Here is a 22,628-nt window from a genome sequence, read left to right as displayed (position 1 = left end):
TTACTCCGCTCTTTCGTTGGTCAGCAACGGATCCCACAGTCGTCGGGCGAGAACTCCGAATCGAGTCGGTTCCTCGGCCCAGACGAATTCGTCGTCCGACGGCGGATCCGCAGCCAACTCCGCCAGTGTTCGAGCTTCTCCGAAAACGTAAGCGTTGCTTGGATCGATCATCTCGCCGTACTGCCCGGTCCACTGGGTGTCCGCACCGTTTGTCGCATCGTCGACCGACTCGCCACCAAAGCGTCGGCGCGCATATTCGGCTGAAGTAGCGGCCCACATCGGCAACGGACGCTGCAGCCCCCGCTCGCGTAGGTCCACCAGTTGCTGCAGGATCTCGACCGCATTGCCTGGCGCATCGAGCACCGACCGTGCCGCTGCGATCTTTCCCCGACCCCGTCCGATCGAGACTGCATCGAGCGCACCGGGTCGTCCGTGCGCTTTCAAGGCGAGCAGGTTTATCCAGGCCGTCATCCGATGTTTAGGCGCCAGTGAGGAATACGACGCTCCCACCACTGAATTGCCGTGCACACCGGTTACCGTTCCGGTGAGACGACGCCCGTCACCGAGGTCTATGTCGACGTCGACAGCTTCGGAGTCTCCCTCGAAGTGCGGCAAGGCAAGTCCGGCAATCTGATCGACCACCCATTCGACGTTGCCCAGAACCGTAGCGCCCAGGTTGTAGGGCGGCAGAGTGCCGCGGCGCCACTCGGCTGCACGGAAATCCGCCGAGCTGCGTCCAGCCAAGCGCGAGAGAAGCATTCGGTCACCCAGAGCCCAGGTGGACAGTGGATCGAGCTCGGTTGCCAGCGAATCCGCGATGTCGTCGTCGAGTTCCGGTACCCGGACGCCGAGGCGTTGGCGCAGAAAACCACGCGCGGGATGTACCAGGAAGTTCACCAAGTCGGCGATGTTAACTTCCTTCGGATGCACCTCGGGTAGCTCGGCCGACAAGACTGTCGGCAATTCGACCGGTGTTCCGGAGGCAGCCCTCGCACCGGCCAGCGCTGCCGTGTCGAAGCTGAACGGCTTGTTCGGCGCGAAGTTTCGATTGTCGAACGATTGCAACGGATGCCGTGTCAGCACTCCGTTGATCGCTTCCGGACCCACCGTCGCACTGAGTACGTCGAGAAGGCCACTGAGGGGGATCGCCGGTGGTCTGACGACACCGGTGACCGGATCGGCACCGGTATACAACAGAATCAGATGTTCGCCCGCAGACATCACGGCATCGAGAAGCAGTTGCCGGTCTTCACTGCGCAGATCACGCTCCCCCACAACGGGATCACGTGACAAGATGTCGTCGCCGTCGACTCCACCGGTTCGAGGGAACACCTCGTCGTCGAGTCCGATCAGCACGACCACGCGATGCGGTACCGAACGCATCGGAACCATCGTGCACACCGTCAGTTCGCCGGTTCGGAAGTTGGCACGCGTCGGTCTGCCCGCGAGGCTGCGCGAGAGCATCGCGCGAACATCGGCCAGACGTAACACCGTCTCTCCGCCGAATTCGACAGCAGCTACCAGTTCGCGGTGGGCCCCCGCGCTCTGCCAGGAATCTGCGGGCGCTGTGTCGGTCAGCAGATCCAGGGCCCGCATCAGCACACGAAGCCATTCGGCCGGTGAATGTGGGCCGGCAAGATCGCGAAGCGAGACGGCCAGGCGATCGACGAACTCTGCGAAACGTCCAGTCAGGTCGATGTCTGTGCCGTCCACGTCATCGAGTGGTAGCGCGAGATCCAACCAGGCATTTTCCGATTCGTCCGCGCTGACCCCCAACAAGATTCGGTCCATGGCGGTGTTGAAGGTGTTCTGCGGAAATGCGTCGAGGCCGAACGTGGCACGCTGCCGACTACCGATTCCCCAGCGAGCACCCGCTTCCGTCGTCCATTCCCGCAGTCTTTCCAACTCGTCGTCGCCCCACGAAAAACGTGTGCGGACAGGCTCGGTCGCGGCCAGGTCGAGAACCTCACTGGCTGTGGCCCGGCCGTCGGCCAATTCGAGGAGAGAGCCGAGAACGGCCAGGACAGGATTGGTCTGACGTAATCCGCGGTCTGCCAGCCTTACTCGAAGGAGATGCCCCGGGTGGCCATGGACGCCTTGCCCGAATGCAGCACGAACCAAAGGTGCGTACGTTTCGACGTCCGGGCACATCACGAGTACGTCGCGCGGCTGCAATGTCGGGTCGTCCTCGAACAATCGGAGCAGACATTCGCGGAGCACCTCGACCTGCCGTGCCGGCCCGTGGCAAGCGTGGACCTGAACTGTCCCATCCGGTTCCGCTGCAACCCTGGGAGCACGATCTGCGATGACATCGGCCTTGACCGTCGCCAGGAGAGATTTCGGGCCGGCTGGTTCGGGAAGATGCACCGACTCGAACTCGGCGGCACCGAGGCTGATCTGAAGTTCACGAACGTCGCGAGCAAGACTCGACAGCAACGGATTGGCGGATATCAGCGCTGACCCGTCTTCCGAACGTCGGATCGTGCTCTCACTTCGAGGCGGTATGCGCGAGCTCATCTTGGTCCACAGCGCAGGGCTGGGATGCGGGAGCCAGATGTGCACGTCCCGATTCGCACTGAGTGCGCTCAAGATCATTCGCTGATCGACCGGCAGCCGGGTCAGCCCGAAGACCGACAGACGTTCCGGTAGGTCGACCAAGGCCGGGTCCTCGACCAGCGCGCGGCTCACTTGCCCCAGTCGCTCTGCGGGCCCCGGAACGTCGATCTTGTCCGCGACGATGCACCACAGACGTGCCTGCCATTCGAAATCCTGCGACAGCGCCAATCCGTGTCCGTCGGTCAACCGCCCGGCGGCCCAGTCGATCAGCATCTGCGGGCGTTGCGCGGCATAACTGCGGAAGAGTTCGGTGACATGTGTGGCGGAGGCAAACCGTCGACCTTCACGATGGCCTTCGAGATGTTTCGCCAGGACTCCGCACCAGGGCTCGCCGAGGGACTCGTCGATCACATCGAGAACCGTCCACACCAATCGCGTCGGCGACCATGGGTCGTCGTCAGCCGTGATTCCACTGACCGCGGCCACGGACTCCGCGACCAGGCGCGCGGGTGAAGGAAACGCGATGTTCGCAGAAATTCCGTCCACTGCTGACGGTCCGGACGTGCCTAGCTGGGAGGACAGCCGCTGATTGAGCCAACGCTCGACGCCCTTGGCCGGCACCGCAACAGTTTCCCGGGCGAATGGATCCGACAGCGGGGTACGGAGGAGCGTGGCCAACGCCGAGACCAAGGTGTCCGAACGCTCGGCCCGGTACAACTTCAGCAATCTTCGCTCCCCTCACTCCGTCCAGACGTCCATCTCACCACGGCGCTGTGACAGGAGACGCCGAACCAGCCTCACGCAGCGGTGACGCGCAGGCAACATGACCGCAACCGGACGTTCGTACTGTGCGGGAATGACCAGTCCCGTCACCACACCTCGCCCCGCTGGAACCGGTCTCGACATCTCCGGCCTCGGCAAGACCTTCGAGATGGGTCGTCGGTCGGTGACCGCGCTGACCGACGTGTCCCTTCAAACCAGCGAAGGCTCTTTCCTGTCTCTGCTCGGGCCGTCCGGATGTGGGAAGTCCACCGTTCTCCGCATCCTTGCGGGCCTCGATAGTCCGACGTCGGGAACGGCCCTTGTCAACGGACAGTCGCCGGCCGAGTTACGCAAGCGCCGCGAACTCGGAATCGCCTTCCAGGATTCGGCTTTGCTGCCGTGGCGAACAGTGGCCTCCAACATCAAACTGCCCCTTCAGGTTGCCGGCATCGATCCCGACCCCGACCTGATAGCCGACCTGATCGCGCTCGTCGGCCTCGAAGGATTCGAGAAGGCCAAGCCCGCCCAATTGTCCGGCGGTATGCGTCAGCGTGTGTCGATCGCACGATCGCTCGTGGTCAAGCCGAGTGTCCTCCTACTCGACGAACCCTTCGGAGCGCTGGACGACATGACCCGTCAACGGCTCAACATCGAATTGCTCAGGATCTGGACCGAGAAACCGGCGACCACGTTGATGGTGACTCACGGAATCGCCGAAGCCGTGTTCCTCTCCGACGTCGTTGCCGTCATGACGCCGCGGCCCGGACGCGTCCTCGAAGTCGTGCCGATCGACCTGCCGCGCCCGCGTACACCCGAGATGATGCGTACACCCGAGTTCCACGAGATCCACGACTACCTCTCCGGACTGCTCTTCGGAAAAGCAGGCGTCGCATGACAATTACCGATATCGAGAACGTCGCGACCGCGGCGGCGCAGCCATCTGTGCCGCGCCGGATCCGATTGAAGCGTCCAACGTGGTTCGGCGGTGCAGTCGGCATCTGCGGACTGATCGCTCTCTGGTGGATTCTGGCGGCGGCCGGTGTTGCGGGAGGCACGATTCCGACGCCGTGGGTAGTTGTCTCGACGATGTTCGACGACGGTTGGTCGCTGTACGGACCCAATTTCACCGTCACGGCTTCCGGTGCGCTGCAGGGCTTTCTCTGGGGAAACCTGCTGGCGATCACGCTTGCCGTGCTTGTCGTTCTCATTCCGCCCATCGAGGGATTGGCCACACAACTGGCGATCCTGAGCTACTGCACACCGCTGTTGGCGCTTGGCCCAATCATCCTGGTCGTCTTCGGCGGCCGGACCCCCACAATCTTTCTCGCCGCAATGTACTGCTTCTTCACCACGATGGTCGGCACACTCGCAGGCCTGAGATCGGCAGACAAGACGAGCCTCGATCTCGTCGCCGCCTACGGCGGTGGGCGTTGGCAGAAGTTCACCAAAGTTCTACTTGTGAGCGCACTTCCGAGCACCTTTGCTGCCCTCAAGATTGCTGCACCTTCGGCCGTACTGGGTGCAATTCTCGGCGAGTATCTCGGCGGGGTGGACAGCGGGATCGGCGTCGCACTAACGGCCGCTCAGACGTCGTACAACGTCCCGCGAACGTGGGGAATGGCTATCGCCGCCGCCTTGCTCGCCGGTCTGGGGTACGCCGTCGTCGCAGCGATCGCCCGGCTCGTCACCCCGTGGACGAGCGCTCCGGGAGCACAGAAATGACCGCGGTACGAGGAACATTGAGATTCCTCGCCCCGATTGCCATCGCCTCGGCGCTGTTGCTTGTCATCTGGGTGGTCTTCCTCAACGCCTTCCCCCAGGTCGGCCCGCGTGTGGGAAAGACGCCGGCCGACGTCTGGGAGTACCTGTTCTCCGGCCCAAAATCCGCCGACGCTCGTTCGGGCATCATCGACAACCTGTTCATCACTCTGCGCGACGCCGGTGTCGGCTTTGCCGTCGGAATGACTGCCGCGCTCGTGGTGGCATCGATCTTCGTCGTTTCCCGCACTGTCGAACAGACTTTCATGCCCGTTGCAATGCTTCTACGATCTGTTCCTCTCGTTGCGATGACCCCGATCATCGTCCTGATATTCGGCCGCGGAATCGTGGGTGTGACGGTCATGGTTGCGATAGTGGTGTTCTTTCCGGCCCTGGTCATGATCATGGTCGGTCTGCGCGCCGCTCCAGCTCAGGCACAAGACCTCATCGCTGCGTACGGCGGGAGTCGTTGGACCGCATTGCGAATGGTGTCCGTACCGTCCGCACTTCCGGCGGTGTTCGCCGCCGCTAGGGTGTCAGTGCCCGGCGCTTTGATCGGAGCACTGATCGGCGAATGGCTCGGTAGCGGTCAAGGCTTGGGTTCGAGCATGATCAAAGCCATTCCGCGCTACCAGTACAACGAATTGTGGGCATCTATCGTGGTGATCACCGTGGTGTCGATCGTCCTCTACGCCGTGGTCGGGATCTTCGAAAGCATCGCTCTGTCTCGTTTCGGTCCTTCGGCGGGCAAGTCGTGACATCTGTTAACACGACCTCAACAAACTCTCTCTCCCAAGCAAACTGAACGAAACCGACTGGCCCTAGTGTTCCGATTCATGACGCCATTCAAGCCCGTCCGCCAGCTGGACCGCAGGGCCTTCTTCCGCTACTCCGCGCTGACCGGCATCGCAGTCGCCGGTAGTGCGTCATTGCTCGCGTGTAGCAGTGACTCCAGCAGTTCGAGTGGCGGAACCACGGACGACGGTTCCGAATTCGGAACAGTTGCAGTGCAGTTGTCCTGGATCAAGAACATCGAGTTCGCCGGCGAGTACTTCGCTCTCGACAAGGGGTACTACAAGGATGCCGGGTTCGGGAATGTCGACCTGGTGGCAGGTGGCGCAGCCGGTACCGGCGTCGAAGCCGGCTTGGACACCGGCAAGGTGTGGATCGGAATGTCCGCACCGCAGCTCACAGCCCCCGCTGTGCTCGACGGACTGGAGGCGAAGATCGTCGGGGCCACGTTCCAGAAGAATCCGTTTGCGATTGTCAGTTCCGCTGCGGCACCGATCAACTCACCGCAGGACATGATCGGCAAGAAGATCGGCGTCCAGGATTCCAATCAGCTCGTCTTCGGAGCTCTCCTGGCAGCAAACGGCCTGACCGAAAGCCAGATGACGATCGTGCCCGCGCAGTTCGATCCGAGCCCCCTGGCAAACGGCGAGGTGGACGGCTGGGTCTCCTACGTGACCAACGAGCCGATCACACTGGCCGCCAAAGGTTTCCCCAACGCCCACTTCCTCTTCGCGGACTACAACCTGCCGTTGGTCGCCGAATCGTTCACGGTTCTCCAGTCCACCATCGACAACGAGAGGGACAAACTCAAGGCATTCCTGAAGGCCGAGATCCAGGGTTGGAAGGACGCGGTCGCTGATCCGGCAGAGTCGGCACGCCTTGCCGTCGAGGTCTACGGCAAGGACCAGAACCTGGAACTCGAAGAGCAGATCAAGGAAGCCACCGCACAGAACGATCTTGTGGTGTCGGCAGATACCAAAGCCAACGGGTTGTTCACGATGACACCCCAACTGATCGAACAGAATATCGCGGCACTGTCGAAAGCTGGGCTGGAGATTACAGCGGACCAACTGTTCGACATGTCGATCCTCGAAGAGGTGTACGCGGAGAATCCGGAGCTGATCTGACTGCCGAGCGTCAGCGAACCTCCCGCGCGAGTACGCCCGAGATGAATAGCTGTACAAGGACCTCGGCCTTGTACCGGTCATCGGACCCAGCACCGATACAAAGGTTCCCGATGCCTTTGAGCACGTTGTACGCATCGACCCGCGAAGCAGTGCCAACGGACTCGAGCGCTGCCGCGAGGAGGGAGTCACATACCGGGACGAGGCGGTCGACGAAGTAGGTATGCAGAGCGTCGGACCCGGCGCTGTCTCCTTGCAGTGCACCGGCGAGCCCATGCTTGGTTACCAGGAACTCCACGAACAAAGCCACCCATGCCCGCAAAGCCGCCTCGGGCGTTGCACTCTCCGCGAGCATCTGTGGGCCCGCGTCCGCACACGCCTCGACTTGGTGTCGGTATACGGCGACCACCAACTCGGGACGCGTCGGGAAGTGGCGGTAGATCGTCCCCATGCCGACGCCGGCCTTCGCCGCAATCTCCCGCACCGGAGCGTCGACTCCGGACTCCACGAACACTGCTGCCGCCGCGTCGAGCAGCGCCTGCTCGCTTCGACGCGGGCGACCGACTTGCTTGGGAGACGCGACGCGCGACTGCTCGTCCTGGGCATCAGCCATGTGCACTCCTTGCTGACTCACAACATATGTTTGCATTACGGAACAACGCTCCGTAATGTTGCGGAGCGACGCTCCGATAAACAGTATCGCAGGGTGCAGCCTCAGCAAGGAACTTGCCATGACCTCATCAATGATCGACACTCTGAACGGCATCATCGGCGCCGGCACCCCGGTCGTCTCCGTTGCCCCCGTCGAGTTGTTCGCCCCCGATCGACCTGTCCCGCTGGAAGTACGTGTGTCTGCTCCGGCAGCAGGCACGAACCTCCCCGTTGTGGTGTTCTCCCACGGCAACGGCTGGAACCTCGATGGATACTCGCCACTCACGGCATTCTGGGCATCCCACGGATTCGTGGTGATCCAGCCGACACATCTGGACTCGCGCCGGAACGGTTTCGGGTTCGACCACCCGGTTTTCCCGACGATCTGGACCGAGAGAATCGCGGATCTCACACGCATCCTTGATCAGCTCGACACCATCGAATTTGCCGTGCCCGGGCTTGCCGGCCGCATCGACCGCAGTCGAGTTGCCGCCACTGGTCACTCCTGGGGCGGGCAAACCGCTCAGTCACTCCTCGGAGCAAGGATCTTCGACGAGGCCGGCCAGGTCGGCCAGGACATGTCCGACAGTCGCGTCACCGCGGGAATCCTGTTCGCGGCAACCGGTCTCGGCGGCGAGAACCTGCATCCGTTCGCGCAGGCGAACTTCCCGTTCATGCGCCCCTCGTTCCAGGAACTGACGACGCCGACACTCGTCGTCGCGGGCGACCACGACCAGTCCAAGATGTCCAGCCGCGGACCTGACTGGTTCACCGACGCCTACACGCACAGCCCAGGAGCCACCGACCTCCTGACCTTCTACGGTGCCGAGCACGCACTCGGCGGAATCGTCGGATACGAAGTCGCCGAGACCACTGACGAGAACCCAGAGCGGGTCGCCGCCATCCAACGGATGAGTACTGCCTACCTTCGGACCACGTTGCGCATCGATGAGACCAGCTGGCCAGCGGCCCGGGCCGCATTCAGCGACAACGCCGACCCGATCGGCCGAGTCGACACCAAGTAATGCGGCAGTGATCCGACTTATTGGCCGAAGTTGAACCTGAGATTCGCATTGATCAAGGTGTTGAGCCGCTTTCGCATTCTGACAACCTCTGCCTCGGGCGGTATCGGATCGTCCAAGAAAAGCGTCCAACGCAGCATCGTGCTGTTTCCGACCGCCTCGATGTCGAATCGGATGACGGCGTCGGGTCGGTCCGGCCAGATCGACGACCAGATCACCAGCTCCGGTTCTTCAGCCCTGACGATCTCCGGTGCGATCTCGCTCTCGAGAAGTTCCAGCCAGTGCCGGGCGGGCTGGCGGTACGGATCGATCAATGCCTCGAACATGAAGCGCGCAGGCGGCGGCTGGCTCCGGCGCCTCGTCGCGACTTGCAGCATGGCACGAGCGTAACCGCCTCTCAAGGGCATACCTCTGCCTTCGCAGTGCTGGATCCACGAAAACTGGGATAAACCGGGCATCGACGGAGGACACTCAGGAGCACATCCGTCTGGGAGGGCCGCTCATGCGTAAACGCCATCAGGTTCTGCTTGCAGTGTCCGCAGCGATCGGGCTGTCTCTGACGCCGATCAATGCGTCGGCGACACCGAGCACGGGAGTACACGGTGAAATTCTCGGGCAGGTGACTTTCGACGGCAAGGACTACATCCTGCGTCAGATCACCATCGACCCCGGCGGTTCCACCGGTTGGCACTTCCACGACGGGACGCTCTACGCACTGATCGCGCAGGGCACGTTGAGCCACTACCGATCCGATTGCTCCGTCGACGGGATCTACAGCGCCGGAAATACTTTGATCGAACCGAGCGGTTCAGATCATGTGCACATCGGAAACAACTCGCAGACAACACCATTGGTACTCGAGGTCGTCTACGTCAATCCGGCGGGCAGCCCCCTCTCCGAAGATGCTGCGCCTCCCAACTGCCAACTACCCGGCTGACGGCGCCGAAGCGGTAAACCGCACCGGCATCGATTCGAGACCGGACACGAAGTTGGCGGCACGCCGCTGCAACGGCGCGTCGGTGGCAAGTGCCATTCCCGGCAGCCTGGCGAAGAGTTGCTCGAACATGATCCGTCCCTCGAGCCTGGCCAGCTGATTACCCAGACAGAAATGAGTTCCGAAGCCGAAGGCCACGTGCGGATTCGGTGTGCGGCCGACATCGAACCGTTCGGCGTTCAGGAACACGGACTCGTCGAAATTTGCCGATTCGAAGAGCAGCAGCATCTTCTCACCTGCCTTCAGCTGCGCGCCGAAGAAATCGGTGTCACGGGTCAGGGTTCGAGCCATGTTCTTGATCGGCGAGGACCACCGCAGCATCTCCTCCATTGCCAAGGGAATGGCATCGGGATCGTCGACTAGCTCCCGGCGCTGGTCCGGATGGCGCAGTAGCTGTTCCATGCCGCCGCTGAGCACGTGCCGTGTGGTCTCGTCACCGCCGATCAGGATCAGCAGGGATTCGTTGACGATTTCCTGATCGGAGAGGGCTTCGCCGTCGACCGCACTGTGAATCAACGTGCTCACCAAATCGTCGGCCGGGTCGCTCCTCCGCTCGGCGATGGTTCGCATCATGTACGCGGTGAAGTCGACGTACGCAACCATCATGGCCTGCAGTTGATCCTGGGAAGCGTTGCTTCCCAATGCCTTCACCAGATCGTCCGACCACCGCAGAAACAACGCGCGTTCCTCCGGACGGACACCCAACATGTCGCCGATGACGGCCATCGGCAGCGGTGCCGCCAGGTCTGCGACGAAGTCGGCTTCTCCTTTCTCACAGACGGCGTCGATCAGTTGATCGCAGATCTCCCGGATACGGCCGGCCTTGGCTTCGACCTTCTTACGTGTGAAACCCGTATTGACCAAGCGTCGACGTGTGAGGTGCTGCGGGTCGTCCATGTCGATCATCTGCGGCAATGGACCGGTTTCGGGGCGGATGCCACCGGCGTTGGAGAACAGTTCGGGATCCCGCTCGGCTGCGACGACGGCGTCGTAACTCGCGGCCGCGGTGATTCCGTTGGCGTCGTCTCGGTACACGGGCTCGTGATCGCGCATCCAGGCGTACGCGTCGCGCACATTGCCGAGGTCTCCGCTATAGAAGCGTCCGTCGATCAAATCGAAGGTCGGTCTGGTAGCCATCACTCCACCTCTCGCACAACCCTTGCCTCAATAAGTAGAACCTGTTCCTATATAGCGTGGGGCGTTTTCACCGAAGCCGAATCGGAAATCCTCCAGAATCAGCACGCGAGCCCGCCGGAGCAACGACCAGGAGACACGCATGGACGACGACACCGCCTCAGCGGGCATACCCACTTTCGCCGGCACATCGATACTGGTGACCGGCGGCGGTAGTGGCATCGGCCTGGGCATCGCTCGTTCGCTCGTTGCGTTTGGCGCTCACGTCACGATCTGCGGACGCAACAAGGAGAAACTCGAAGCTGCCGCCGAATCGATCCGGCAGTCGAGTCCGGAAGGATCGGTCAGCGTCTCCCCCGCCGACGTCACGATCGAGACAGACGTCGTCGCCGCTGTCGCCGCGGCGGTGTCCGTCACCGGAAAGCTCGACGGAGTCGTGGCCTGCGCCGGCGGGAACGAAACCATCGCACCGGTCACGCAACTCGACGTCGACGCCTGGCGCCGCACCGTCGACCTCAACGTCACGGGGACCATGCTGACGATCAAGCACGGCGCGCGGGCACTGGTGGCTGGAGGCGGTGGATCCATCGTCGCGATCTCGTCGATCGCCAGCAGCAACACACATCGCTGGTTCGGCGCGTACGGAGTCTCGAAATCCGGCGTCGACCACCTGGTGCAGTTGACAGCAGACGAACTGGGCGCCAGCAACATTCGTGTCAACGCGATCCGCCCGGGGCTGACCCGAACGGATCTGGTCGCGCTCATCACCGACGGTGGCCCCATCCTGGACGACTACCTGGCCAACACGCCGCTCGAACGCGTCGGCGAGGTCGAGGACGTCGCCGGACTCGCTTCCTTCCTCCTCGGACCGCACTCCACCTGGATCACCGGGCAGATCATCAACGTCGACGGAGGCCAAATGCTGCGCCGCGGACCGGATTTCCGCTCGATGCTCGAACCCGTCTACGGCTCCGACGGACTCCGCGGGGTGGTGGCGCCATGAGCTACACGATTCTGGGCAAGAAGGTCGAGATGCCCGTCGAAGTTCGCACCGCGTCTGCCTTCATGGCGTTGTACTCGGTACCCAGCACAACCGCGCAGTCGATCATCGATTACACCGGCTTGACCGTGCTCCAGTACCGTCCCGGCCGGGCGCTGTGCGGCCTGGTTTTTGTCGACTACATCGACGGGGATCTGGGGCCGTACAACGAATTCGGAGTGACGTACATGGTGCGCAGCCACACTGCGCCTCCCGAAACCTCGGTGCTGGGAGATCTACGTTCGCTCGCTGCCGGAACTGCAGGGGCACTCATTCACGAGTTGCCGGTGGACGGCGAGTTCACCAAGGCCGCCGGCCGGGAAATCTGGGGATTCCCGAAGGTGCTCGCCGAGTTCGACACCGAGCACGTCGGCTCGGTCAAGCGCGGATCGGTCTCTCGCGACGGCAAACTCATCACACAGTTGAGTGTGAAATCCGGCGTCAGCGTGCCGGGCGGCGGAGCCAACATGTCGTTGGCCGCGTACTCACATCTCGACGGCGCCACCAGGTGCACGTCGTGGGACATGGCACCGACCGGCGTCAAATCGCGCCCTGGTGGAGCCGAGGTTCAACTGGGCAGTCACCCGATGGCGGCGGAGCTTCGGAAACTGGGACTCCCCCGCCGGGCCCTGATGACCACGACCATCAAGAACCTGGCGATGACGTTCGGGGAGGCCACAACAATCTGAGTGTCGGCCGACGGCACCCCTTTCGGTCACGTGTGACTCGGGCTACACTCCTGGACGGTTGACCAACTCGCGTCAGACCGCCCGAAAGGACACTCGTGCAGATCACCCGACGCACCGTACTGGCAGGCGCTGCCGCCGCACCTGCGCTCGCCGCTCTGTCGACGAACCAGGCCGTCGCAGCTTCGCCGGCACGCACCGTTTCACCCGCACGCACCGACAAGTCGTCGGCGTCACTGCAGGTGGGCGTCGGAATTTCCGACGTGACCGGACCGGTCGCCGAAGTCGGCATGATGGGCTACTCGAGCTTCGATCAACGCGCCGAAGGCCTGCACCAGCGAATGCGCGCACGCGCCTTCATCTTCGAGTCCGGCGGGTCGCGGGTCGCCTACGTGTGCGTCGACAACTGCATGATCTTCCAGTCCGTTCACGACGAGGTCCTGCGCCGACTGGCCGGGAGGTTCGGTGACATCTACACCGAGCGCAACGTCATGTTGACGGCCATCCATTCACACGCGGCATGTGGTGGGGCCTCGCACAACTACGCGTACAACCTCGCAGTTCTCGGCTTCGAACTGCAGGTGTTCGAAGCCGAGGTCAACGGCATGGTCGAGGCGATCAGCGCTGCGCACGAGAACCTGGCGCCAGGCACGGTCCGTTTCGGGCGGTCCGATCTCACCGATGCCAGCGTCAACCGATCGCGAGTGGCGTTCGACCTCAATCCCGAAGAGGACAAGGCCTACTACCCCGGCGGCAACGACCACCACATGCGTGTCATGCGGATCAGTCGGGGCAGCAAGGACATCGGGGCGATCAACTGGTTCGCCACCCACTGCGCCTCGCTCACGAACGAGAACCATCTCATCTCCGGGGACAACAAGGGCGCCGCGGCGTACTTCTGGGAGCACGACGACCAGGGCGTGCGCTACCTCGACGGCGACACCAGCTTCATTGCTGCGTTTCCGCAGACCAACAGCGGCGACATGTCACCCAACCTCTTCCTCGAGCCCGGACGCGGACCGACCGAAGACGAATTCGAGAACGCACGCATCATCGGGCTGCGCCAGGTTGCGGCGGCTCGAACTGCCTTCGACGCGGCGTCCGACACCGTCACCGGTGGCGTCGACAGTCGGATCATGTACCTGGACATGGCAAATCAGGTGGTGAGCGGAAGATTCACCCCCGACGGACGCGAGCACCGCACCGCTCCGGCCGCGATCGGCGCGGCAATGAGCGCCGGAAGCGTCGAGGACGGACCGGCAATCCCGATCTTCCCCGAGGGCACCCGAAACCCCATGATCGACGCCCTGGGCGGTATGGATGCTCCTGTGCCTCAATGGCTTCAGGATGCACAGGCGCCCAAACTCGTAGTCGTTCCGGTCGGCCTGCTGCCACCGGGAGGATGGGTGCCGAACGTACTCAAGATCCAGATCCTGCGGATCGGTCAGTTCTACATCGTCGGTGGCCCTGCGGAATTCACCATCGTCTCCGGATTACGAGTGCGTCGAACCGTCGCCGAGGAGCTTGGGGTTCCCCTCGAGAACGTCATCTTCCAGGGATACGCGAACTCGTACTCGAGCTACTGCACCACACCACAGGAATACGATTCGCAGCAGTACGAGGGCGGTTCGACGATGTTCGGTCGTTACACACTGCCGGCCTATCAGCAGGGGTATGCCGCCCTTGCAGCCGCGATGCGCGACGGCACCGAACCTCCTCGCGGCCCCGCTCCGGCCGACCTGTCCGGGTTCCAACCCAGCTTCGGACCTGGCGTCGACTTCGACGAGCCCTTGCCGGGAACACAATTCGGCGACGCAACCGTCCAACCCGGCGACACCTCACCGGGTGGGCAGGTTGCCGTCGAGTTCGTCACCGGCCACCCCAAGAACGACACTCACCGAAACGGGACCTTCTACGAGATCCAGCGCAATACCGGCGGATCCTGGACACGGGTCGCCGACGACAACGACTGGTCCACCAAACTGCACTGGCGCCGGGTCGGGAGCAACGGTTCCGTCGTGCGCATCACGTGGGATGTTCCGGCCGATACTCCGGCGGGTACGTATCGAGTCCAACACTTCGGTGCGTCGAAGGCTCGGGGTAGCGGCGCGATCACGCCTTTCTCCGGGGTGACCGCCGAATTCCGCCTCACCTGACCCGCGTGAACGTATCGCTCCCCTTGTTGGACAAGGGGAGCGATACGTTCACGCGATGGGGTCAGAGCGCAATGGCCAGGTTCAGGCGGCGGTCGGGTGCAGCGAGGTGCTCATCGTCGACTGCTCTGACGCTGCCGGGCGGTCGATCTTCGCCGCGACGATCAGGACCAGCAGACCGGCGACGGTGACCGCCGCCCCCATCCAGATCGGCGAGGTGAAGCCGAGTCCCGCGGCGATGGTGATTCCGCCCAGCCATGCCCCGAGCGCGTTGCCGACGTTGAAGGCGGCAATATTTGCACCCGACGCCATGGTCGGTGCGGCCGACGCGTAGTTCATGATCCGCATCTGCAACCCGGGCACCGTCGCAAAACCGAAGGCGCCCATGAAGAACAGTGAGATCACGGTCATGACCTTGCTCTCGGCGGTGGCGGCGAACACGATCAGAACGACGGTCAGGATCGCGAGAATCCAGACCAGCGACTTCGTCAGCGAGCGGTCGGCCGCCCTGGCGCCGAGGAAGTTACCGACGAACAGGCCCGAGCCGAAGAGGATGAGCAGCCACGGAACGCTGGACGTCGCGAAGCCGGTGACCTCGGTGAGGGTGAAGGCGATGTAGGTGAAGGCTCCGAACATTCCGCCGTAGCCGAGGATGGTGATGGCGATCGAGAGCCATACCTGCTTGTTGCGGAATGCCCCCAACTCTCCGCGCAATCCGCCACCGGTCGTGCTGGCGGGCGTCGTCGGGACGAGTGCTGCAATTCCGATGAGCGCGATGACGCCGATGACGGTGATGGCCCAGAACGTCGAGCGCCATCCGAGTTGCTGGCCCAGCAGCGTGCCGAACGGAACGCCGAGAACGTTGGCGATGGTCAGGCCCGCGAACATCATCGCGATGGCGCCGGCGCGCTTGTTAGGCGCGACCATGTCGGCGGCAACCACCGAGCCGATTCCGAAGAACGCACCGTGGCACAGCGCCGCGACGATGCGTCCGCCCATCATGACCTCGTAGGAGGGAGCGAGCGCGGACATCAGGTTGCCGATGATGAACAGCACCATGAGCGAGAGAAGGACCTTCTTGCGCTCGAAGCGGGTGACGGCAGCGGTAAGGAGGATCGCGCCGAGCGCCACCGACAGTGCGTAGCCCGAGATCAGGTAGCCCGCGACGGACTCGGTGACCTCGAAATCAGCCGAGACCTCGGGCAGGAGGCCCATGATGACAAATTCGGTGAGGCCGATCCCGAACCCGCCCATAGCGAGGGCAATGAGACCCAATGGCATCTCGATGTTCCTTTCACAGATTTACGCGTAAGCCGTTAGCGGGCGTGCGCATTAGTTGCAGGCGCGCTATAAATAGTTGCACGCGCGCGCTACATGCGCAAGCTGGTAACCTGGAGTCGCAGGAAACGGACAAGGAGAATCACATGGGGATCGCCGACGACGCCGTCGAAATCCGTTCGCAAGGGTGGCGCACGCTCGCAGCACTGCACGGCGCCCTCGACACCGAACTGGAACGCGCGCTCCAGCGTGAGCACAAACTGTCCGTCGTCGAATACACCGTGCTCGACGCACTGAGCCGCCAGGATGGCTGGCACATGCGGATGGCTCAGTTGGCTCGCGCTGCCGCACTGAGCAGCAGCGCCACGACGCGCTTGGTCAATCGACTCGAAGATCGAGGACTATTGACGCGCATCCTGTGCGCCGACGACCGTCGAGGCATCTACACCGAGCTGACGCCGGCCGGCCGCGAGCTTCTCGAAAGCGCACGGCCGACGCACGACGCCACCCTCGAGGCGGCGCTCGACGAGGCATGCAAGACACCCGAACTCGCGCCACTGGTGCGCGCCCTCCACGAGCTTCCCGTCGGCTAGAAGTCTGCCGGAAGCAGGGCACGCTCTTTGATGCCCGAGACCACCTGAGCGACAAACACACTCGCATCGACGACCACCCGCCCACCACGCGCGGGGACCAGAACGTCGACGGTGCCGCCGTGCACCTCGTTGTCCCCGATCACCGCGATGTACGGGTCACGGTGAGTGCGTGCCTCGCGGATGCGACGTCCCAACGATCCGTCAGGCGCGATCGCCACTCGAACATCGCGAGCCTCGAGATCGGCCCGCAAACGCTCGGCCTCAACCTGGTGCCGGTCGCCGACGGGCAGAATCGAGACTTGGTTGGGTGCCAGCCACGGCGGCATCCGCCCTTCGAACCTTTCGATCAAAAGCGCAGTCATGCGTTCCATCGATCCGAGCAAGCCCCGATGGATCATGACGGGGCGAGCCTTGGATCCGTCCTCAGCGGTGTACTCGAGGTCGAACCGCTCCGGTTGATTGAAGTCGAGTTGCACGGTCGAGAGTGTTTCCTCGCGGCCGTGCGCGTCTCGCACCTGGACGTCGATCTTGGGACCGTAGAACGCTGCCTCCCCCTTCGATTCCACGTACTCGATCGAGCGTGCATTCAGCGCCCCGCGAAGGTGATCCTCGGCGTCCACCCACTGCTCGTCGGTGCCGAGGTACTGCCCCTCTCCCCCTCTGATCGAGAGTCGGTACCCCCGTTCGGCAATCCCCAGAGTCGAGTAGCAGCGCTCGATCGCATCGAGCGCGACGATCACTTCCGCTTGCACTTGTTCACGACTACAGAAGACATGTGCGTCGTCGAGATTGATCTGTCTGACTCGACTCAATCCGCTGAGAACTCCGGAGAGTTCGCTACGGAACATCGAGCCGAGTTCACGAACGCGGAAAGGTAGCTCGCGATAACTACGACCGCGAGCGGCGAATACCTGAGCGTGATGGGGACAGTTAGCCGGACGAAGGAGAAATGACTCTCCGCCTATCTTCATTTCGGGAAACATGTCGTCCGAGAACTTGGACCAATGCCCAGATCTCTCGTACAACTCTTTCTTCGCCATAACGGGGGTATAGACACCCCGGCATCCGGATCGCGCTGCTTGTTCGGCGGCGAACTTTTCGAGTTCGTTCCTGATGATCGCGCCGTCCGGTAACCAGAGTGGGAGGCCGGCCCCGACGGTGGGGATGGTGGCGAAAAACTCCAGGTCGCGCCCGAGTTCGCGGTGGTCAACGCTCATGAGAAGTCTCCAAATCGTTCAAGGGGAGACGCACACGGAGCGACGAAACAGGAAAGCCCCGGGGCGATAACTCCCGGGGCTGAAAGGGTTCGGTCAGCAGTTCCTAAACGATGCGCCGGAAGAGAACCGGCGTCGTCGTGTTGTGCGCAATACTGACCATGTACGTGAGGTTACATCAACTTCCTACCCACCTACAGCCCGAATTGTCGGGCCTCTATGCTGACGCAACTGGGAAGGCGCAGCAGTAGCCAACGAAACACCCACGAAGAGCGAAGTTTCGGCAATCATGTCCGAACGTGAGGTTCTCGGATATGAGGAGGATGTGCGACGGTGCCGGACCACTTGCTCGAACAGTTGATCACCATTCCTTTGTTCACCGGAATCATCGGGTACATCACCAATTGGTCGGGCGTCCTGATGCTGTTTGCGCCGATCAACTTCCACGGGATCAAAGTGCCCGGCCTCAAACTGCTCTTCCCGTTCCTCCCCCGGCGCGTTCAGGTGATCCCCGCGATCACCAGCGACGGCAGATTCGGTTGGCAAGGCATCGTCCCCTCGCGGGCGGAGAAGATGGCGTCGATCGCCGTCGACAAATCCCTCGCGAAAGTCGGCAGCATCGCCGATTTCTATCGCGTCCTGGACCCGGACAGCATCGCCGAGCACTTGGTGAACATTTCTCGCAGTGAAGTGCGCGGCGTGGTCACCAGAATCATGACGGCCGAGAATCCTCAGCTCTGGCACAACCTTCCGACGTCGGTGAAGGAGGCCGTCTTCCGCAAGGTGGAGGACGATCTGCCGGCCAGCGTGCGTATGATCACCGACCGCATCGAAGAGGACATCGACGAGTTCATCGACGCGAAGCTGATGGTGATCCGCTACCTCTCTTCGCATCCCAAACTGCTCAACGACATCTTCCGCACGATGGGCAACAAAGAGCTCAGGTTCATGCAGAACTTCGGCTTCTACTTCGGATTCCCGATGGGCTTCGTGCTCGTCGGAATCCTCCATCTGGTTCCGCAGTGGTGGGTGCTTCCCATCGGCGGTGTGATCATCGGATACATCGTGAACTACCTCGGCATCACGATGATCTTCGAGCCGATCACCCCCAACCGTTGGGTGCCGTGGAGGCAGGGGCTCTTCCTGAAGCGACGCACCGAGATCATCGCCGGGTACGCAAAAACCCTCGCCGATCACGTCGTGACGCTCGAGAACATCGGCACCGAACTCCTCGAAGGTCCCCGCTCGGACCGAACGCGGCGGATGCTCGATCAGGTACTGCGCGAATCCGTCGACGACGCAGCCGGCTGGGCAAAGTCGGTGGTCAAGATGACCGTCGGTTCGCAGAGCTACAAGCGTCTGCCCGGCCTGGCCACCACCGAAGTGCTCGACCTGTACCCAAGGGTCTTCGAGGACGCGGAGTTCGCCGAGAACCAGTCGGAGAAGATTCGTGTCTTCGTCACCGAACGCATGAGCATCCTTTCACCGGAAGATTTCAGCGAACTACTACGCTCAGCCGTCAAGCAGGACGAGTGGCTGTTGTTCGTACACGGGGCCGTGCTGGGCTCGTTTGCCGGTTTCCTACACCTCGCAATATTCGGAGTATGAGCATGAGTGAGCACGACCATCGCATGATCGTCGAAGCGGAATCGTACGACTGGGCTGCGGACATCACGCCGGTCGAATCCGTCGAAAAGCGTCTGATCCGTAGCCTTGTCGGGCTTACCGCCACGACGACGCTCACGTCGATCAAGCTGACGGGTTGGGCTTTCGGAACGGCGAAGGAGGCGACGCGGCAGATCGTTCAGGCCGCCGCCGAAGCCGCGGCAGAGGCTGCAGAATCCGCCAACGTGCAATCCGAACGTCGGGCCGAGAACACCAACGGAGACGGCTCGCGGACGGAGAACCTGCGGGCGGCAATGGCTACTCGTACCAATCGCAAACAGAGCGTCGAGGCCACTCTCGCGGCGCTGCGGGCACGTGGTGACAGGTTGCTGGATCGTTCCGCGGACGTGACCGATCGCGACGATCTGCACCCGGCTTACGACCGGATCCTCGACGAGATCGCACCAGACGAAGCTCGAATTCTTCGGTTGCTGGCCACCTCCGGCGCACAACCGAGCGTCGACGTGCGCACGGCGCGGCCGTTCGGAGTCGGCTCGGAGATGATCGACGAGGGTCTGTCGATGATCGGAGAACTGGCGGGATGTCGACATCTGGACCGCATCAGCGCGTACCTGAACAACCTGCATCGGCTCGGTTTGGTGGCGTTCTCACGCGAGCCCGTCGAGGCCGACCGGTACCAGGTGGTCGAGGTGCAGCCGTCGGTGATCGAGGCGGTCAAGCGAGCCGGACGATCCAACAGGATTGTGCGTCGTAGCATCCTGCTGACGCCGTTCGGTGACGACTTCTGTCATACCTGTTTTTCGCTGTAGGGCCTCCGGCCCTGTGCGCCTTTTTGGTAGTTACCACTACCAAAAAGGCGCACAGGGGGCTTGCCCCCTACAGCCAGGTATCTTCTGTCGTGGTCGTCAGGAACGCTTCCAGATCGTCACGCCAGGTAGCCGGAACAGTCTTGTCCGGCTCGATGCCCGTGTACTGCCCGCGATAGAAGAGCAGCGGGCGTTCGGTCTTGATCTCACTCATCGACGAAACCCGACCGAAGACGACGTAGTGATCGCCACCGTCGTGGACGGTTTCCACCGTGCAGTCGATGTGTGCAAGGGACTTGTCGATGATCGGCGAGCCCAGAGGCGATGGCGTCCAATCGATGCCGGCGAACTTGTCCGGCTCACGTGACCCGAAACGAGCACACACCGCCTGCTGTTCCTCCGCCAACACGTTGACGGCGAACTTACCGGTCCGCTCGATTGCCGCCCACGACCGAGAACCCTTGGTGGGGCAGAACAACACCAAAGGCGGGTCGAGTGACAGGGCCGCGAAAGACTGACATGCGAACCCGACAGGCTCACCGTCGTCGACTGTCGTGATGATGGTGATACCCGTGCAGAATTGCCCGAGAACCGTGCGGAACTGGCGTGGATCGATCGCCTGCTCCGCACTCACCGACGCGTCGGGCGAACTCACGGCTTCATTCCCACCGTGAAGTCGTGACCCCACAGGCTCACGGCCGTGCTTTCCCTCGCGATCCAGTTTTCGTCCTCGACCTCTAGCCCCTCACAACCGAATTCGATGTCGAACCCGCCTGGAGTCTTCATGTAGAACGAGAGCATCTCGTCGTTGACGTGGCGACCGAGAGTCGCCGACATCTTGACCTTCTTGCGCAGTGCCCGGTCGAGGCACAGTCCGACGTCGTCGGAGTTCTCCACTTCGAGCATCAGGTGCACGATGCCCGTCGGGTTGGGCAACGGCAGGAACGCCAAGCTGTGGTGACGCGGGTTGCAGCCGAGGAACCTCAGCCACGCCGGGTCGCCGTCCGCGGGCCGGCCGACCATCTGCGGAGGCAGACGCATCGAGTCGCGAAGCTTGAATCCGAGTACGTCGCGGTAGAACCGCAGCGAAGCATCGTCGTCATCGGTGGTGAGCACGACGTGGCCGAGGCCCTGCTCACCCGTCACGAACCTGTGCCCGTACGGGCTCACGATCCGGCGGTGTTCGAGAGCAGCTCCGTGGAACACCTCGAGGGAGTTGCCCGAGGTGTCCTCGAACGCGATCATCTCGACGACGCGACGGTCCTTGAGCTGCTCCGCCGTGCCTTCCTTGAACGGAACACCGGCTGCCGACAACCTGTCACGGATATCCTGCAGCTCAGCGGCATTCGCGGTTTCCCAACCCGAGACGAGCAGACGGTCCGTGTCGTTCGGAACGATGACAAGACGCGCCGGGAAGTCGTCCATACGCAGATACAGCGATTCCGCGTCGACGCCCTTGCCCTCGATCATTCCGAGGATCTTGAGTCCGTATTCGCGCCACGCAGCCATGTCGGTGGCCCCGATGCGCATGTACGCCAGAGATCGAATACCCATCATTTACCTCCGTCGAGCAGGAAGTCGGTTGCGAGCCGGTTGAATTCGTCGAACTTCTCGAGCTGCGCCCAGTGACCGCAACCGCCGAAGACGTGGAGCTGCGCGCGCGGGATCATCTTGAGCGCGACCAGTGCGCCGTCGAGAGGGTTGACCCGATCCTCACGGCCCCAGATCAGCAACACACGCTGACGAAGCTTGTACGCCTCGCGCCAGAGCATGCCGAGCTCGAAGTCACCGCTGGAGAAGGACTTACCCATCGCCTTGGCCGCAGCCAGCGACTCGGGAGTGCTGGCGGCAGCGAAACGTTCGTCGACGAGTTCCGGCGTGATCAGCTTCTGATCGAAGACCATGATCCGCAGGAATGCTTCGAGGTTTTCTCGGGTGGGCTGGTAGCTGAACTTTCCGAGGTTCTTGACGCCCTCGGTGGGGTCCGGCGCAAACAGGTTGACACTCAGACCGCCGGGGCCCATCAGAACGAGGCGACCCGCACGGTCCGGGTAGTCGAGCGCAAAGCGAACAGCAGCGCCACCACCGAGCGAATTGCCCAGCAGATCAACGCGACCGGTGATCTCGAGCGTGTCCAGGAGATCATTGAGCGCCGACGCACTGTGCACGAAGTACTGCGGATGCTCCGTCGGCTTGTCGGACTGCCCGTAACCGGGCTGATCGACCGCGATGACGTGAAAGCTCTTCGCCAACACCGGAATGTTGCGGGCGAAGTTAGACCACGACGACGCGCCTGGGCCACCGCCGTGCAGCAGCACGATGGTCTTGTCGTTTCCGACGCCCGCCTCGTGGAAGTGCAGTTTCAGATCGGGGCGCACTTGCGCGAACCGTGAAGTGGACTCGTAGGTGAGGGCTTCTTCGGTGGTTGTCACTGAGCCTC

General features: G+C 62.6%; 21 protein-coding genes. 12 read left to right on the top strand and 9 right to left on the bottom strand.

Annotated elements, in window-relative coordinates; genetic code table 11:
• Positions 1-3,282 carry an exodeoxyribonuclease V subunit gamma gene (gene recC, locus P3G66_RS10445; RefSeq protein ID WP_065456144.1) on the bottom strand — a complete coding sequence of 1,094 codons (3,282 nt, stop codon included), beginning with the start codon at positions 3,280-3,282 and terminating at the stop codon, positions 1-3.
• A 97-nt stretch (positions 3,283-3,379) separates the two neighbouring features.
• Here recC and P3G66_RS10440 point away from each other — a divergent pair, with 97 nt between their 5' ends.
• From P3G66_RS10440 to P3G66_RS10425, 4 genes are all read left to right on the top strand, one after another.
• On the top strand, positions 3,380-4,213 hold the full coding sequence (locus tag P3G66_RS10440; RefSeq protein ID WP_003945415.1) for an ABC transporter ATP-binding protein: 834 nt from the start codon (positions 3,380-3,382) through the stop codon (positions 4,211-4,213).
• On the top strand, positions 4,210-5,040 hold the full coding sequence (locus P3G66_RS10435) for an ABC transporter permease subunit (RefSeq protein WP_276116515.1): 831 nt from the start codon (positions 4,210-4,212) through the stop codon (positions 5,038-5,040). Before P3G66_RS10440 ends, P3G66_RS10435 begins: the two co-directional genes overlap by 4 nt.
• Positions 5,037-5,834, top strand: a complete 798-nt coding sequence (locus tag P3G66_RS10430) for an ABC transporter permease subunit (RefSeq protein ID WP_003945590.1) — start codon at positions 5,037-5,039, stop codon at positions 5,832-5,834. Before P3G66_RS10435 ends, P3G66_RS10430 begins: the two co-directional genes overlap by 4 nt.
• A 78-nt stretch (positions 5,835-5,912) precedes the next feature.
• A complete protein-coding gene (locus P3G66_RS10425; protein ID WP_020968444.1) occupies positions 5,913-6,995 on the top strand; it encodes an ABC transporter substrate-binding protein in 1,083 nt (360 codons plus the stop codon).
• Between the two features lie 10 nt (positions 6,996-7,005).
• Here P3G66_RS10425 and P3G66_RS10420 read toward each other — a convergent pair whose 3' ends face one another.
• The gene (locus tag P3G66_RS10420; protein WP_031332839.1) at positions 7,006-7,605 is read right to left on the bottom strand and encodes a TetR/AcrR family transcriptional regulator; all 600 of its coding nucleotides are present in this window, start codon (positions 7,603-7,605) and stop codon (positions 7,006-7,008) included.
• 118 nt (positions 7,606-7,723) lie between these two features.
• Between P3G66_RS10420 and P3G66_RS10415 the strand changes: the two genes are divergently transcribed.
• A complete protein-coding gene (locus P3G66_RS10415) occupies positions 7,724-8,668 on the top strand; it encodes an alpha/beta fold hydrolase (protein WP_054782037.1) in 945 nt (314 codons plus the stop codon).
• Positions 8,669-8,685: 17 nt separating this feature from the next.
• Here P3G66_RS10415 and P3G66_RS10410 read toward each other — a convergent pair whose 3' ends face one another.
• A complete protein-coding gene (locus tag P3G66_RS10410; protein ID WP_050655893.1) occupies positions 8,686-9,042 on the bottom strand; it encodes a hypothetical protein in 357 nt (118 codons plus the stop codon).
• 125 nt (positions 9,043-9,167) lie between these two features.
• On the opposite strand from P3G66_RS10410, the gene P3G66_RS10405 reads away from it, so the two are divergent.
• Entirely contained in the window at positions 9,168-9,602 is a 435-nt protein-coding gene (locus P3G66_RS10405; protein ID WP_003945598.1) for a cupin, read from the top strand.
• On the opposite strand, the gene P3G66_RS10400 is transcribed toward P3G66_RS10405, so the two are convergent.
• The gene (locus P3G66_RS10400; protein WP_276116514.1) at positions 9,591-10,796 is read right to left on the bottom strand and encodes a cytochrome P450; all 1,206 of its coding nucleotides are present in this window, start codon (positions 10,794-10,796) and stop codon (positions 9,591-9,593) included. The genes P3G66_RS10405 and P3G66_RS10400 overlap by 12 nt on opposite strands.
• 139 nt (positions 10,797-10,935) lie before the next feature.
• On the opposite strand from P3G66_RS10400, the gene P3G66_RS10395 reads away from it, so the two are divergent.
• From P3G66_RS10395 to P3G66_RS10385, 3 genes are all read left to right on the top strand, one after another.
• The gene (locus P3G66_RS10395; protein ID WP_276116513.1) at positions 10,936-11,796 is read left to right on the top strand and encodes an SDR family oxidoreductase; all 861 of its coding nucleotides are present in this window, start codon (positions 10,936-10,938) and stop codon (positions 11,794-11,796) included.
• Positions 11,793-12,521 carry an acetoacetate decarboxylase family protein gene (locus tag P3G66_RS10390; RefSeq protein ID WP_003945787.1) on the top strand — a complete coding sequence of 243 codons (729 nt, stop codon included), beginning with the start codon at positions 11,793-11,795 and terminating at the stop codon, positions 12,519-12,521. The genes P3G66_RS10395 and P3G66_RS10390 overlap by 4 nt, the downstream gene beginning before the upstream one ends.
• A 95-nt stretch (positions 12,522-12,616) precedes the next feature.
• Positions 12,617-14,674 (top strand): neutral/alkaline ceramidase, encoded by a 2,058-nt coding sequence (locus tag P3G66_RS10385; RefSeq protein WP_042449415.1) that lies wholly within the window; start codon positions 12,617-12,619, stop codon positions 14,672-14,674.
• Between the two features lie 81 nt (positions 14,675-14,755).
• Here the strand turns inward: P3G66_RS10385 and P3G66_RS10380 are convergent, their stop codons facing one another.
• Complete coding sequence (locus P3G66_RS10380; protein WP_256520349.1) at positions 14,756-15,952, bottom strand: MFS transporter; 1,197 nt, start codon at positions 15,950-15,952, stop codon at positions 14,756-14,758.
• A gap of 143 nt (positions 15,953-16,095) precedes the next feature.
• Between P3G66_RS10380 and P3G66_RS10375 the strand changes: the two genes are divergently transcribed.
• Positions 16,096-16,542 (top strand): MarR family transcriptional regulator, encoded by a 447-nt coding sequence (locus P3G66_RS10375; protein WP_003945852.1) that lies wholly within the window; start codon positions 16,096-16,098, stop codon positions 16,540-16,542.
• Here P3G66_RS10375 and thrS read toward each other — a convergent pair.
• Entirely contained in the window at positions 16,539-17,759 is a 1,221-nt protein-coding gene (gene thrS, locus P3G66_RS10370) for a threonine--tRNA ligase (protein WP_276116511.1), read from the bottom strand. The two genes, P3G66_RS10375 and thrS, sit on opposite strands and share 4 nt — an antisense overlap.
• 330 nt (positions 17,760-18,089) lie before the next feature.
• Between thrS and P3G66_RS10365 the strand changes: the two genes are divergently transcribed.
• Together P3G66_RS10365 and P3G66_RS10360 are read left to right on the top strand one after the other, a co-directional pair.
• A complete protein-coding gene (locus P3G66_RS10365) occupies positions 18,090-19,364 on the top strand; it encodes a hypothetical protein (protein WP_003945674.1) in 1,275 nt (424 codons plus the stop codon).
• 2 nt (positions 19,365-19,366) lie between these two features.
• Positions 19,367-20,191: an Abi-alpha family protein gene (locus P3G66_RS10360; RefSeq protein ID WP_081557350.1), complete on the top strand. Its 825-nt coding sequence runs from the start codon at positions 19,367-19,369 to the stop codon at positions 20,189-20,191.
• Between the two features lie 67 nt (positions 20,192-20,258).
• Here the strand turns inward: P3G66_RS10360 and hsaB are convergent, their stop codons facing one another.
• The 3 genes from hsaB to hsaD are packed head-to-tail and all read right to left on the bottom strand — an operon-like array spanning position 20,259 to position 22,620.
• Positions 20,259-20,843, bottom strand: a complete 585-nt coding sequence (hsaB, locus tag P3G66_RS10355) for a 3-hydroxy-9,10-secoandrosta-1,3,5(10)-triene-9,17-dione monooxygenase reductase subunit (RefSeq protein WP_003945677.1) — start codon at positions 20,841-20,843, stop codon at positions 20,259-20,261.
• The gene (gene hsaC / locus P3G66_RS10350) at positions 20,840-21,742 is read right to left on the bottom strand and encodes an iron-dependent extradiol dioxygenase HsaC (RefSeq protein WP_003945585.1); all 903 of its coding nucleotides are present in this window, start codon (positions 21,740-21,742) and stop codon (positions 20,840-20,842) included. Before hsaC ends, hsaB begins: the two co-directional genes overlap by 4 nt.
• Positions 21,742-22,620, bottom strand: coding sequence for a 4,5:9,10-diseco-3-hydroxy-5,9,17-trioxoandrosta-1(10),2-diene-4-oate hydrolase (gene hsaD, locus P3G66_RS10345; protein ID WP_003945808.1), 879 nt, complete (start codon positions 22,618-22,620; stop codon positions 21,742-21,744). The genes hsaC and hsaD overlap by 1 nt, the downstream gene beginning before the upstream one ends.
• Between the last annotated feature and the right edge of the window lie 8 nt (positions 22,621-22,628).

Source organism: Rhodococcus sp. C3V (assembly GCF_029269915.1).
Classification (GTDB): domain Bacteria; phylum Actinomycetota; class Actinomycetes; order Mycobacteriales; family Mycobacteriaceae; genus Rhodococcus_F; species Rhodococcus_F qingshengii.
This window is presented reverse-complemented; position numbering and strand designations above follow the sequence as displayed.

Bases quoted from the DNA above. Each gene is read 5' to 3' on its own strand.
- P3G66_RS10400 (WP_276116514.1), bottom strand. From the start codon at position 10,796: ATGGCTACCAGACCGACCTTCGATTTGATCGACGGACGCTTCTATAGC.
- P3G66_RS10375 (WP_003945852.1), top strand. From the start codon at position 16,096: ATGGGGATCGCCGACGACGCCGTCGAAATCCGTTCGCAAGGGTGGCGC.
- P3G66_RS10425 (WP_020968444.1), top strand. From the start codon at position 5,913: ATGACGCCATTCAAGCCCGTCCGCCAGCTGGACCGCAGGGCCTTCTTC.
- P3G66_RS10395 (WP_276116513.1), top strand. From the start codon at position 10,936: ATGGACGACGACACCGCCTCAGCGGGCATACCCACTTTCGCCGGCACA.
- P3G66_RS10410 (WP_050655893.1), bottom strand. From the start codon at position 9,042: ATGCTGCAAGTCGCGACGAGGCGCCGGAGCCAGCCGCCGCCTGCGCGC.
- P3G66_RS10420 (WP_031332839.1), bottom strand. From the start codon at position 7,605: ATGGCTGATGCCCAGGACGAGCAGTCGCGCGTCGCGTCTCCCAAGCAA.
- P3G66_RS10405 (WP_003945598.1), top strand. From the start codon at position 9,168: ATGCGTAAACGCCATCAGGTTCTGCTTGCAGTGTCCGCAGCGATCGGG.
- P3G66_RS10360 (WP_081557350.1), top strand. From the start codon at position 19,367: ATGAGTGAGCACGACCATCGCATGATCGTCGAAGCGGAATCGTACGAC.
- P3G66_RS10440 (WP_003945415.1), top strand. From the start codon at position 3,380: ATGACCGCAACCGGACGTTCGTACTGTGCGGGAATGACCAGTCCCGTC.
- P3G66_RS10430 (WP_003945590.1), top strand. From the start codon at position 5,037: ATGACCGCGGTACGAGGAACATTGAGATTCCTCGCCCCGATTGCCATC.
- hsaC (WP_003945585.1), bottom strand. From the start codon at position 21,742: ATGGGTATTCGATCTCTGGCGTACATGCGCATCGGGGCCACCGACATG.
- P3G66_RS10380 (WP_256520349.1), bottom strand. From the start codon at position 15,952: ATGCCATTGGGTCTCATTGCCCTCGCTATGGGCGGGTTCGGGATCGGC.
- P3G66_RS10415 (WP_054782037.1), top strand. From the start codon at position 7,724: ATGACCTCATCAATGATCGACACTCTGAACGGCATCATCGGCGCCGGC.
- P3G66_RS10390 (WP_003945787.1), top strand. From the start codon at position 11,793: ATGAGCTACACGATTCTGGGCAAGAAGGTCGAGATGCCCGTCGAAGTT.
- P3G66_RS10435 (WP_276116515.1), top strand. From the start codon at position 4,210: ATGACAATTACCGATATCGAGAACGTCGCGACCGCGGCGGCGCAGCCA.
- thrS (WP_276116511.1), bottom strand. From the start codon at position 17,759: ATGAGCGTTGACCACCGCGAACTCGGGCGCGACCTGGAGTTTTTCGCC.